Consider the following 12,351-nt stretch of genomic DNA (forward strand, 5'->3'; position numbering starts at 1 on the left):
CGCTCAGGGATCCTTGCGGCGCAGCGAGATCGGCTCGAAGGTGCCGGACTGGCGCAGTTCGATGAGGCCGCGCTTGGCCAGCTCCAGCGTGGCGGCAAAGGTCGCGGCGGTGGCAGAGCGGCGGCGGACCGGGTCATTGGTCCAGCCCTCGGGCAGATAGGCCACAAGGTCGGTCCAGTCGCCGGCATAGCCGATCAGGCCGCGCAGACGCTCCAACGCGGTGTCCATCGTGTAGACATCGTGGCGGTCCATGACGAAGGGGCGGAACTCGTCGCGGGTGCGGATGCGGGCATAGGCCTGCATCAGGTCGAGGAGGCTGGCGGTATAGCGCACGCGGCGCACGACCCCGGTTTCATCCGGCGCGCCGCGCACGAAGAAGTCGCGGCCCTTCTGGTCGCGCGCCATCAGCCGCGCGGCGGCCTCGCGCATGGCCGCAAGCCGCTCCAACTGGAAGGCCAGATGCGCGGCCAGATCCTCGGCCGAGGGGCCATCCTCGGTGGGATCGGGCGGCAGCAGCAGGCGGGACTTGAGGAAGGCGAGCCAGGCGGCCATCACGAGGTAATCCGCCGCCAGCTCGATGCGCAGCGCCTTCGCCTCCTCGACGAAGCGCAGGTATTGCTCGGCCAGTTGCAGGACGGAGATTTTGCGCAGGTCGACCTTCTGGCTGCGCGAGAGCGTCAGCAGCAGGTCGAGCGGGCCTTCGAACCCGTCGACATCGACGATCAGCGCCTCGGAGGCGCGGCGTTCGGCAACCTCTGTCTGCCAGCTCTCTTCCGCCATCGCTCAGCCGCCTGTGTGAAGCAGCGAGGAGAGTTCCGCGTGAAGGGCTGCGCTGTCAATGGGGGCGGGCTGCTGGCGCTGCGCAAGGGCCGCGCCCGCGCGGGCGGCTGCGGCGGGGGTCAGGGTGCCGGAGGCGGCCACCACCGCCTCCATCTCTGCCATCTCGCCATTGCAGTGCAGCACCAGATCGCAGCCGGCGGCGAGGGCCGCGCCGGCGCGGGCGCCGAAATCGCCGGTCAGGGCGTGCATCCCGATATCGTCGGTCATGAGCAGGCCGCCAAAGCCGATCTCCTGCCGGATCAGGGTGATCATCAGCGGTGAAGCTGTGGCGGGGCAGTCTGCATCGAGCGCGGTAAAGACGATGTGCGCCGTCATCGCCATCGGCAGGTCGGCCAACGCGGCGAAGGGCGCGAAGTCATTCGCCAGCAGGTCAGCACGGCTCGCCTCGACCCGCGGCAGCGATTGGTGGCTGTCGGCGCTGGCGCGGCCGTGGCCGGGCAGATGCTTCATCACCGGCAGCACGCCGCCCGCCAGCAGCCCCTCGGCGCAGGCGCGGGCGGCGAGGGTGACGGTGGCGGGATCGGTGCCGAAGCAGCGGTTGTGCAGGAACGGATGGGTCACGGCGCAGGCGATGTCGGCGGTGGGGGCGCAATTGGCGTCGATGCCGCAGGCTCGCAGTTCTTCCGCGATCAGCCGGTAGCGCAGCCAGACGGCGCGGGCGACGGCGCCTTCGCGGGTGGCGGCCATCTGGTCCAAGGGGGGCAGCCATTCGTGCCAATGGGGCGCGCGAAGACGCTGCACCCGCCCGCCCTCCTGATCCACCATCACCGGCGCGTCGCGGCCCACCGCCTCGCGCAGGCTGGCGGTGAGGCGGGCGACCTGCTGGGGGCTTTCGATATTGCGGGCAAAGAGGATGAAGCCGAAGGGATCGGCCTGCCGGAAGAAGGCCGCCTCGCTGGCGGACAATTCCGTGCCGAGGCAGCCGAGGATGGTGGCGCCTGCTTCCACGATCAGCGCACCTGAACCGGGATGCAGTGCATATCCTTGCCGACCAGCGCCGCGCAGAAGCGGCGGGCATCGGCCAGATCGCCAAAGCCGGTGGCGCGCAGGCGGTAGAAGGCGCGGCCGGCGCTTTCGGCAGGCTGGATGACGCGGCCCTTGCCGGCCATCAGCGGGCCGAAATCCATGGCGATGCGGTTCCATTCGTCACGGGCCAGCGCCTCGGTATCGAAGGCGCCAAGCTGCACCAGCCGCGTGCCGGCGGGCAACGTATCGGGGTCGATATCGCTGAAGCCGGGCAACGCCGCCTCGGCCGCGGCATCGGCAGCGGCGAGCGCGACGACGCCGGTGGGCAGCGCGCCTGCAGGGCGCGGCGGCGGGCGCAGCGAGCGGACGACGCCGGGGACAGAGGCGGCGATGACGTCGGGCGAGGCGGCGGCGGCTTCTGCCACCGGCTCCGCCAGCGCCTCGTCCAGTGCCATCGCCACGGCGGCATCGGTGTCGGCGACGATGGGCGCTTCGAGGATCGGCTCGGGCGCCTCATCCGGCAGGGGTTCGGGCAGCGCCCGGCCGGTATTGGCAAGCGGCAGCGGATCCTCGACCGGGGCCAGCGTATCGCGCGGCGGGACGGTGCCGCTGCCCATCTCGGCCATCGGCAGATCCTCATCGGCAAGGCCGGTCGGACGCGGGGCAAGGCGCAGCTCATCCGCGGTGCCCGCGGCCTCGCCAAGGGCGGCGACGGTGTTGACGGCCAGGCCGGTATGCTGGGCAAGCTCGCCGCCGGGATTTTCGGGCGCGATCCGGGCCGGACCCTCCAGCGCCGCGATCACCGGAACGCCGGTCACATCGCGCACGGCCAGCTTGTAGCCCCAGATGCCAAGCCCGACGATCAGTGCCAGCGAGGTCAGCGCGCCGGCACTGTTGACCAGCTTTTGCGCGGCGCGCCCCATCTTGCTGCGCCGGGGCGGCAAGTCGCCCTCCTCAAGGCCGGGGTGCCAGATGTCGGTGGCATAGGGATCGTCGGCATGTTGGTCATGACCCGGCTGGCCATAACCGGCTTGGCCATAGCCATCATCGGCATAGACGGGTTCAGCCGGGGCATAGCCGCCCCGATACTGCCCGTAACCCTTGGGATCCGCTGCCATGCCTCGCCTTCCGGGCGGCCCGGATCACGCCGATCACGCGCACCTGCCGCCTCTTCTTGCCCGCCTCCCCCTGTCCGGCCCGTAATGGGCTGGCAGTCTGCGCCTGTTTTCAGCGCATTTCCTCTGCCGGGGTGACGCCAAGGATACCAAGACCTGCGGAAATGACAACGGCCGTGGCCCGGGCTAGGGCGATTTTCGCCTGCGATGCGCTGGAATCCTCTTGCAAGAAGCGCAGGCCCTGCTCTTCGTTGCCGCGATTCCACAGGCTGTGCAGGTCCGAGGCGAGTTCGTAGAGGTAGAAGGCGATGCGGTGCGGCTCATTGCTGCGGGCGGCGATTTCCACAAGGCGCGGCCATTCGGCGATCTTGCGGGCAAGGCCAAGCTCTGCCTCATGGCCGTTTTGCGAAAGGTCGGCGCCGGAAAGTGCCGCATCATCCACGGCCAGCCCCGCCTCTGCCGCCTTGCGCAGGACGGAGCGGATGCGGGCATGGGCATACTGGACGTAGAAGACCGGGTTATCCTTGGACTGGTCCAGCACCTTGTCGAAGTCGAAATCGAGGGCCATGTCATTCTTGCGGGTCAGCATCACGAAGCGGGTGACATCGGCCCCCGCCTGTTCGACCACGTCGCGCAGGGTGACGAAGGTGCCAGCGCGCTTGGACATCTTGAAGGGCTCGCCGTTCTTCCACAGCTTGACCAGCTGGATCAGCTTGATGTCGAGCGGCACGCGGCCGTTCGACAGCGCGGAAACGGCGGCCTTCATGCGTTTGACATAGCCGCCATGATCGGCGCCGAACACGTCGATCAGCGCATCGAAGCCGCGCTGCACCTTGTCGTAGTGATAGGCGATGTCGGGGGCGAAATAGGTCCAGCTGCCGTCGGACTTCATCACCGGGCGGTCGACATCGTCGCCGTGCAGGGTGGAGCGGAACAGGGTCTGCTGGCGCGGCTCCCAATCTTCGGGGGTCTTGCCCTTCGGCGGCTCGAGGATGCCCTCATAGATCAGGCCCATGCCGCGCAGGGTGTCCAGCGCCGCCTCGATCTTGCCGGTGCCGTAGAGGGATTTCTCGCTGGAATAGACGTCCATCTTGACGCCAAGCAGGGCGAGGTCGGAGCGGATCATCTCCATCATCGCCTCGATTGCGAAGCCGCGGATTTCCTCCAGCCAGGTGGCTTCGGGCTGATCGAGCAGGGCGCGGCCATATTTGGCCTTCAGCGCCTCACCGACCGGGACGAGATAGTCGCCGGGATAGAGGCCTTCGCGGATCTCGGGCTCGAGGCCATTGGCCTCGCGGTAACGCTCATAGGCGGAGCGGGCGAGCACATCGACCTGCGCGCCGCCGTCGTTGATGTAGTATTCCCGCGTCACCTCATGGCCCGCATAGGCCAGCAGCGATGCCAGCGCATCGCCGAAGACCGCGCCGCGGGTATGGCCGACATGCATCGGGCCGGTGGGGTTGGCCGAGACAAATTCCACATTGACCTTGCGGCCGCGGCCCATGTCGGACCGGCCGAAGGTTTCCGGCGCCTGCAGCGCGGCGCGGACCACGCCCTGCCATTCGGCGTTCGCAAGGCGCAGGTTCAGGAAGCCCGGGCCCGCGACCTCGGCGCTGGTGATGCGCGGATCGGCGGCGAGGCGGGCGGCGAGAGCGTCGGCAATGGCCCGCGGCGACTGGCCGGCGGGTTTGGCCAGCACCATCGCGGCATTGGTCGCCATGTCGCCATGCGCCGGATCGCGCGGCGGTTCGACCGAAACGGCGGCCATGTCGAGCCCGGCGGGCAGTTCGCCTGCGGCGGCCATCGCCTCGAGATTGCGGATCACCAGCGCGTGGATATCGGAAAAGAGGTTCATTTCATCACCTTTTGCTGCCTGCGGGGATGCCAGAGGCGGCGGGCGGCGTCAACGGGGGGCGGCCTGTTGGGGGCGTCGGGCTTGTGGCTGGCGCCGGGGGGCCTTCTGCCCACCCGAAACGAAAAGGCGGGGGGCCTTCTGCCCCCCGCGCCCCCCGAGGATATTTTTCCAAGGCAAAGGGGAAGGGGTCAGTCGTTGGTGCCGATCAGTCTTGCATGTTCTTGAAGGGCGAAGCGGTCGGTCATGCCGGCGACGTAGTCGAGGACCACGCGGGCGAGGGCGGTCTTGGCGTCGTCGCTGGCAAAAGCCTGCGCCACATCGCCGTGCCAGTCCTCGGGCAGCAGATCGGGCTGCGCGAGGAACAGCGGGAAGAGGTCGTTGACCACGGCCGTGACCCGGCCCCGTTCCACCAGCACCGGCGGGGCGCGGTACATGCGGGTGAAGAGGAAGGACTTGATCGCCTTGAGGTTCTGGTAGAGCGGTTTGGAAAACCGGATGATCGGCCCGTCCATCGCGCGGATCTCCTCGACCGATTGCGGATTGCTGGCGGTCAGGCGGCCGCGGGCGACGGCGATCACATCCTCGACCATCACCCCGAAGACCCGGCGCAGCGCCTCGTGCCGCCGGCGGGCGGGGTCGAGGCCAGGCCAGAGCCGGTCCACCTCGGCGAAGGCCGGGCCGGTGACCGGCAGCTCCATCAGGTCGGCCTCGGTAAAGAGCCCGGCGCGCAGGCCGTCATGCAGGTCATGGTGGTTGTAGGCGACATCATCGGCCACCGCCGCCACCTGCGCCTCGGCCGAGGCGAAGGTGGCAAGGTCGAGATCCCAGAGCCCGTTCACCTCGGCCAGCGCATAGGGCAGCGGCCCGCTGCCCACCGCATGGCTGCCGCTGGCATGGGGGCCGGTGACGGGGCCGTTATGCTTGGCGATCCCTTCCAGCGTTTCCCAGGTCAGGTTCAGCCCGTCGAAATCGGCATAGTGCCGTTCCAGCCGCGTCACGATCCGCAGCGCCTGCGCATTGTGATCGAAGCCGCCATAGGGCTGCATCAGCAGCGCCAGCGCATCCTCGCCGGTATGGCCGAAGGGCGGGTGGCCAAGGTCATGGGCCAGCGCCACCGCTTCGGCGAGATCGGTGTTCAGCCCCAGCTGCCCGGCGATGGTGCGCGCCACCTGCGCCACCTCGATGGTATGGGTCAGGCGGGTGCGGTAATAGTCACCCTCATGCTCCACGAAGACCTGGGTCTTGTGTTTCAGGCGCCGGAAGGCCGAGGAATGGATGATCCTGTCCCTGTCGCGCTGAAAGGGCGAGCGGAAGGTGGACATGTGTTCATCGTGCAGCCGGCCGCGGCTGGCCTCTGGCTGGCAGGCATAGGGTGCAAGCATGGGTCCCCGGGTGTTGTCAAAACGCACATGCCGGTGCGGCCCCGTGCAATGCGGGGCTGTTCTTGTCCGGCCTTTGCGGGCATCCTATATGTTGGATGTCACCGGATTGATACGGATTTTGCCGCGATGGACCTGCAATTGCCCCCCAAAGTCACGCCCCGCGCCTTCGCGCGGCTGGCTGAGATCAATGCGGGCGGCGGGGCCAAGGCCCTGCGCGTCGCGGTGGAAGGTGGCGGCTGTTCGGGCTTCCAGTATGACATAAGGCTCGATGACCCGGCCCCCGACGATCTGGTGCTGGAGACTTCGGGCCAGAAGGTGCTGGTCGACCCGGTCTCACTGCCCTTCCTGCAGAACGCGGTGATTGATTTCTCTGAAGAGCTGATCGGCGCGCGGTTCGTGATCGAGAACCCCAATGCCAGTTCTTCCTGCGGCTGCGGGACCAGTTTCTCGCTGTGATCCCCGGCCCCATAGACCCCAGCCGAACCAGCCCCCTGCCTGCCATCCGGCCGGGCGGGGGTGTCTTTGCGCGGGCAGCGCCTCTGCCCTGCCGGGACGGGGCATGACGGGCCGATGATTTTCGAGGTCTTGATCGTGCTGATGCTGACGGTCTGCAACGGCGCGCTGGCAATGTCGGAGCTTGCCATCGTCTCGGCCAAGCCGGCGCGGCTGCGGGTGCTGGCGGGCGCGGGCAGCAAGGGCGCGGTGACCGCGCTGCAGCTGCAGGAGAATCCGGGGCGGTTCCTGTCGGCGGTGCAGATCGGCATCACGCTGGTGGGCGTGCTGTCGGGCGCGGTCTCGGGGGCGACGCTGGGGCTGCGCCTGTCGGGGACGCTGGCCGAGGCAGGGATGCCGCCGGCGCTGGCCTCGTCCGTGGGCGTGGGCCTCGTGGTCGCGGCCATCACCTACCTGTCGCTGATCGTGGGCGAGCTGGTTCCCAAGCAGATCGCGCTGCGCAATCCCGAAGGCGTGGCGAGCCGCGTTGCCCCCGCAATGGTGATTGTTGCCAAGGTGACCACACCGATCGTCTGGTTCCTCGACCTTTCGGGCAAGACCGTGCTGCGGCTTCTGGGCCAGTCCGGCGTCACCGAAAGCCGGATGACCGATGAGGAGGTGCGGATGATCATGGCCGAGGCCGAGCAGGCCGGGGTGCTTGCGCCGGGCGAGCGCGAGATGATCGCCGGGGTGATGCGGATGGCCGACCGCCCGGCCCGGGCGCTGATGACGCGGGCGCGCGATGTGGACGTGATCGACCTTGGCGATCCGCTGGAGGAGACGATGGCGCGGGGCCGCGCCACCCGCCGCTCTCGCCTGCCGGTGCGGGACGGCGCGGAGGACGAGATCATCGGCGTGATCCGGGTGCGCGACCTGCTGGCCTGGACGCCGGAGGCCGGGCTGCTGCGCGATCTGATCACCGAGGTGCCGGTGGTCATGGATGTGGCCGGCGCTTCGGTGGTGATCGAACAGCTGCGCCAATCCTCCGCCCATATGCTGCTGGTCTATGACGAATATGGACATTTCGAGGGCGTGGTGACGCCGATGGACCTGCTGGAAGCGATCACCGGCACTTTCGAGGAGGGCGAGGCGGAGGAGCCGGCGATGGCGCAGCGCGAGGACGGGTCCTGGCTGGTTGCGGGCTGGATGCCGATCGACGAGTTCGCCGACCGCCTGTCGCTGCGCCGGCCCGAGGGCGATTTCGACACGGTCGCGGGCTTCGTGCTCGATGAGATGCGCCGCCTGCCCGCGCTTGGCGAGAGCTTCCGCCACGCCGGCTGGCGGTTCGAGGTGGTGGACCTTGACGGAATGCGCATCGACAAGCTGCTGGTGGCGCGCGACAGCTGACCGGCTTACCCTTTACGAGGCCCTCCCCATGACCACGATCCTGCTGCTTGGCTCCGGCCCCGGTGTCACCGCCTGCGAGGGCTGGGGGCGGGCGCCGTTCGACAAGGTCGTGGCGATCAACAATGCCTGGCGCGTGCGGGCGGATTGGGACGAGCTGGTGCATCCCTGGGACTTTCCTGCCGACCGGATGCCCGTGCCCGCGGGCCAGCGGATCGTGACGGAAGTCGAGTTCGTGCCGGCGCAGAACCTTTATGGCGGCTTCGTCTATGCCGGGGCGACCATGGCCTTCACCGCCGCCTATTGGCTGCTGGCGGAGTACCGGCCGCGCTGCATCGGCTTCCTCGGCTGCGACATGCATTATCCTGCCAGCGGCCCCACGCATTTCTACGGCACCGGCACGCCCGACCCCTTGCGCGCCGACATCACCCTGCAATCGCTGGAGGCGAAGGCCACACGGCTGGCGATCCTCGCCGCGCGGCAGGGCTGCACGCTGGTGAACCTGTCGGACGGGCCCACGCGGCTGACCTTTCCGCGGGCGACCCCAGAGGGCATGGCGAATGCCAGCCCCCTGCCCCATGACCCCGCCGCCGCCGATGCCGCCCTGGCGCGCGAGGCGGCGCTGGACTACCTCGTACCCTCGGGCCGGTATTGGGAGGAGGCGGGGCGCTTCGATCCGGCCGAACTCGCCGCCCTCGATGCGCTGTGGCTGGCGGCCGCGCGCTAAGCCCCGCGCTTGCCCCCTGCCCCCCGCCCCCCTACAACAGTCAAGGCAACCGCCCGGAGGCCCCCCATGAAGATCGCCAGCTTCAACATCAACGGCATCAAGGCCCGGATCGAGGCACTGCCGGTCTGGCTGGCCGAGGCCACGCCCGACGTGGTGGTGCTGCAAGAGATCAAGTCGGTGGACGAGGGCTTCCCGCGGGAGATCTTCGAGGATATGGGCTACCGGGTGGAAACCCATGGCCAGAAGGGCTTCAACGGCGTCGCCATGCTGTCGCGGCTGCCGCTGGAGGACATCCGCCGCGGGTTGCCCGGCGACGATGAGGACGTGCAGGCGCGCTGGATCGAGGCGACGGTGCTGGGGGATGACCGGGCGGTGCGGGTCTGCGGGCTCTACCTGCCCAACGGCAACCCGGCGCCGGGGCCGAAATACGACTACAAGCTGGCCTGGATGGCACGGATGGAGGGCCGCGTGCGCGAGGTGCTGGCCACCGAGGAGCCCGCGGTCTTTGCCGGCGATTACAACGTGATCCCGCAGCCCGAGGATGCCGCCCGCCCCGAAGTCTGGACCGAGGACGCGCTGTTCCTGCCGCAGACGCGGGAGGCCTATCGGAGGCTGTTGAACCTCGGCCTCACCGACGCCTTCCGCGTCCGCGAGCCGCGGCCGGGGCATTACAGCTTCTGGGACTATCAGGCCGGCGCCTGGGACAGGAACAACGGCATCCGCATCGACCACCTGCTGCTGACGCCTCAGGCCGCCGACCTGCTCACGGCGGCGGGGATCGACAAGGAGGTCCGCGGGCGCGAGAAACCCTCGGACCATGTGCCGGTCTGGGTGGAGCTGGAGTAAGCGCTCCGGGCACGCGAGAACGTGTTCGGGCGCGTCTTTCACCAACCTTGGAACTTCGCTAGGCTTTCAGACCATACTGGCCGCCACGGCCAAGAATGACCTGCGCGAACTGGATGTCGATGAGCCCTGAGCCCCCTGCGAAGCCCGAAGACACCGCCTCTGGCACGGATATGCCCGTCCCTGCACCCGGCAGCCCCGGCGAGCCCAGGGGGCGTGGACACCGGGCCCCGCCCCCCAAGAAGAAGCTGTCGCTGATCCTGGCCGAGCTGGCAGAGGACGGCGCGCGCGAGCGGATCTCCGTCGCCGATCTGGTCCAGATCCTGCAGGCCCGCGCCTTTGGCGCCTTGCTGCTGGTCTTCGCGCTGCCCAACGTCCTGCCTGCGCCGCCCGGAACCTCGGGCATCCTCGGCCTGCCGCTGCTGTATCTGGCGGCGCAGATGATGCTGGGCAAGCCGGCCTGGCTGCCGGCCTTCATCAGCAAGCGCTCGATGCTGCGCGAGGATTTCGGGGCGCTGATCACGCGGGTCACGCCGATGCTGATGCGGGCCGAACGGCTGCTGGTCCCGCGCCTGCCCGCGCTCAGCACGCCACTGGCGCAGCAGCTGGTCGGGGGGCTCTGCCTGGTGCTGGCCATCGTGCTGGTGCTGCCGATCCCGCTGGGGAACATGCTGCCGGCCTTCGCCATCTGCCTGATCGCCCTCGGCATCCTGGAGCGCGACGGGGCCTGGATCCTCGGCGGCAGCGCCACCGGCCTGCTGGCGCTGCTGATCGTCTATGGCGTGATCTATGCGATGATCAGGGCAGCGATGTTCGTGATCTTCAACGCCTTCTGAGGGGATGGGGGTCCGGGGGCGCCTCGCTCCCCGAGGGCGCTTCCCGGCGCGATCGGGCGGCTTGCCAGTGGCAAGCCGCCCGCGACGGTTGCCCGGAGGCGCGGGGCCGCAGGGCAAGGGGGGTGCCGCCTCCCCGGACGGGGCCAAATTCTGATGGGCGAGCGTTGCTAGGCAGTCAGACGGTAGCCTCTATGCCGAGCACGCTCCACCGGGACAATATGAGTGACAGTCAACCCGTCCTTCGGATATCGTTCGAGAATGATAGCTTGGATCGAGAGAGTAGAGCGCTCGAAATATATCCGCTGGATCGTCGCCGCGGCGAGCATCGTGATGATCTGGGCCACCCTTGGCGACGGGACGGCGGGTCAGACCACTAAGGGTCTGCTCCTTGCCGTGGCGATTATCGGGAGTGCGTTCGCGGGTGTCATCGTGGGCAAATTCTTGGGGCGCATAGTGGCCAAGCATACTCTCAAACAGTCCGACGACATCACTGAAGGGGTGACCGCAGCGTTTTCTGTCTTCGGGTTTCTGTTCTTGCCAGCCGTGTCGGCGTCTTGGGCCAACAGCCAGTTTGGCACCACCGTCGACATGCTCTCCATCGGAGCGCATTTCTTTTGGGCCTGTGCTGCTGGCGCGGTGGCCTACTGTGTTCCGCCTGCCACCAAACTTTAGCTCGGACGCACGACCCGAGGCGGCGTAGGACCACCCCCCCTCACCCCGTCACATCATACCCATACAGCCAGTCAAACTTCCCCAACAACCTTCCCGGTGCCACCGCCCCTGCCGCCCGCAGCCCCAGATGCGCCACGGCCCTCGGCAGGCCCGCAAGGTGATAGTGGCGGGCGTTGCGGGTGGCGGCGTCGACCACGCGGGCGGCGCGGGCCTCGCGGCGCTGCTGGTAGGCGGCGAGGCCCGCGGCGGGGGTGTCGTGGCTGGCCAGCGCCTCGGCCAGCACCCAGGCATCCTCCAGCGCCATCACCGCGCCCTGCGCGAGGAAGGGCAGCGTCGGGTGGGCGGCGTCCCCGAGGATCGCGGCGCCCCAGCCGCCCGCTTCCGGCCCCGAGGCCTGCCAGCGTTTGGCGACCGGGTGGCGGAAGAGGCCCCAGAGATAGGGGTCCTCCACCTGCTCCAGCCAGCCGCGCACGGTGGGGCAGAAGTCGCGGAAGGCGATGCGCAGGCCCATCGGGTCATCACGCAGCGACCAGCTTTCCTCGACCCAGCGGTGCCGCTCTTCCACCGCCACGATATTGCGCAGGGTGCCGCCGCGCAAAGGATAGCTGACAAGGTGGCGCCCCGCCCCCATGAACACCTGCGCCACCGGGGCGATGCCCGGTTCGGCGGGAATCACAGTGCGCCAGGCGGCGTGATGGGTGAAGAAGGGCGCGACGGCGCCGTTCAGCGCCTCGCGCAGTCGCGAATGCAGCCCGTCGGCACCGATCAGCAACCCGCATTCCACCTCGGCCCCCTGCGCGGTGACGATGCGCGGCGGATGCGCCCCCAGCACCACCTTGTCGATGCGCTGCAGCAGGCGGATCTGCACCCCCGCCTCGCGCGCGCCCACCGCCAGCAGGTCGATCAGGTCGGCGCGGTGGACGAAGCGATAGGGGGCAACCGGCTGCAGCTTGCCGACGTCGAGCCGCAGCACGCGGGTGCCCGACCCGCCATCCCACAGCTCCACCGCCTCGGCGCGCGTGCCCGCCGCCTCCATCGCGCCCTCAAGGCCAAGCGCCTTGAGCACGCAAGCGCCATTGGGGCTGATCTGCAGCCCGGCGCCGACCTCGGTGATCTCGGCGGCCTGTTCCAGCACCGTCACCTCGGCGCCGCGCAGCGCCAGCGCCCGCGCCACCGTCAGCCCCGCCACCCCGGCCCCCAGCACCGTCACCTTTTGGCCGATCAGCATTCCCGTTCCCCCAAATGCAGCGCACCGGAGCCTTGCGACCCCGGTGCCCTG

The 12,351-nt window shown here is 68.9% G+C and carries 12 protein-coding genes; 6 read left to right on the forward strand and 6 right to left on the reverse strand.

The genetic code is table 11. From position 1 onward, the window contains the following. Nucleotides 1–3 precede the first annotated feature (3 nt). The 5 genes from Q8S30_RS11535 to Q8S30_RS11555 form a co-directional block, all read right to left on the reverse strand. Nucleotides 4–780, reverse strand: coding sequence for a ScpA family protein (locus Q8S30_RS11535; RefSeq protein WP_305666167.1), 777 nt, complete (start codon nt 778–780; stop codon nt 4–6). A 3-nt stretch (nt 781–783) separates the two neighbouring features. After that, nucleotides 784–1,791: a beta-N-acetylhexosaminidase gene (gene nagZ, locus Q8S30_RS11540; protein WP_305666615.1), complete on the reverse strand. Its 1,008-nt coding sequence runs from the start codon at nt 1,789–1,791 to the stop codon at nt 784–786. Then, nucleotides 1,791–2,924: an SPOR domain-containing protein gene (locus Q8S30_RS11545; protein WP_305666168.1), complete on the reverse strand. Its 1,134-nt coding sequence runs from the start codon at nt 2,922–2,924 to the stop codon at nt 1,791–1,793. The genes nagZ and Q8S30_RS11545 overlap by 1 nt, the downstream gene beginning before the upstream one ends. Nucleotides 2,925–3,033: 109 nt before the next feature. Further along, nucleotides 3,034–4,776 carry an arginine--tRNA ligase gene (gene argS / locus Q8S30_RS11550; RefSeq protein ID WP_305666169.1) on the reverse strand — a complete coding sequence of 581 codons (1,743 nt, stop codon included), beginning with the start codon at nt 4,774–4,776 and terminating at the stop codon, nt 3,034–3,036. A gap of 188 nt (nt 4,777–4,964) precedes the next feature. Further along, nucleotides 4,965–6,158, reverse strand: a complete 1,194-nt coding sequence (locus tag Q8S30_RS11555; protein WP_305666170.1) for a deoxyguanosinetriphosphate triphosphohydrolase — start codon at nt 6,156–6,158, stop codon at nt 4,965–4,967. Nucleotides 6,159–6,284: 126 nt separating this feature from the next. Here Q8S30_RS11555 and Q8S30_RS11560 point away from each other — a divergent pair, with 126 nt between their 5' ends. The 6 genes from Q8S30_RS11560 to Q8S30_RS11585 all read left to right on the forward strand — a co-directional run bounded on the left by Q8S30_RS11560 (nt 6,285) and on the right by Q8S30_RS11585 (nt 11,072). Continuing rightward, on the forward strand, nt 6,285–6,614 hold the full coding sequence (locus Q8S30_RS11560; protein ID WP_305666171.1) for an iron-sulfur cluster assembly accessory protein: 330 nt from the start codon (nt 6,285–6,287) through the stop codon (nt 6,612–6,614). A 114-nt stretch (nt 6,615–6,728) separates the two neighbouring features. Next, nucleotides 6,729–7,997, forward strand: coding sequence for a hemolysin family protein (locus Q8S30_RS11565; RefSeq protein ID WP_305666172.1), 1,269 nt, complete (start codon nt 6,729–6,731; stop codon nt 7,995–7,997). A gap of 28 nt (nt 7,998–8,025) precedes the next feature. Continuing rightward, nucleotides 8,026–8,721 carry a hypothetical protein gene (locus Q8S30_RS11570; RefSeq protein ID WP_305666173.1) on the forward strand — a complete coding sequence of 232 codons (696 nt, stop codon included), beginning with the start codon at nt 8,026–8,028 and terminating at the stop codon, nt 8,719–8,721. Between the two features lie 66 nt (nt 8,722–8,787). Next, entirely contained in the window at nt 8,788–9,567 is a 780-nt protein-coding gene (gene xth / locus Q8S30_RS11575; RefSeq protein WP_305666174.1) for an exodeoxyribonuclease III, read from the forward strand. A gap of 170 nt (nt 9,568–9,737) precedes the next feature. Continuing rightward, nucleotides 9,738–10,400, forward strand: a complete 663-nt coding sequence (locus Q8S30_RS11580) for an exopolysaccharide biosynthesis protein (RefSeq protein WP_305666175.1) — start codon at nt 9,738–9,740, stop codon at nt 10,398–10,400. A gap of 258 nt (nt 10,401–10,658) precedes the next feature. Next, a complete protein-coding gene (locus Q8S30_RS11585) occupies nt 10,659–11,072 on the forward strand; it encodes a hypothetical protein (RefSeq protein ID WP_305666176.1) in 414 nt (137 codons plus the stop codon). A 40-nt stretch (nt 11,073–11,112) separates the two neighbouring features. On the opposite strand, the gene Q8S30_RS11590 is transcribed toward Q8S30_RS11585, so the two are convergent. Beyond that, nucleotides 11,113–12,300, reverse strand: coding sequence for an FAD-dependent monooxygenase (locus Q8S30_RS11590; RefSeq protein ID WP_305666177.1), 1,188 nt, complete (start codon nt 12,298–12,300; stop codon nt 11,113–11,115). Between the last annotated feature and the right edge of the window lie 51 nt (nt 12,301–12,351).

The sequence above is a fragment of the Frigidibacter sp. genome (genome assembly GCF_030695035.1).
GTDB lineage: Bacteria > Pseudomonadota > Alphaproteobacteria > Rhodobacterales > Rhodobacteraceae > Frigidibacter.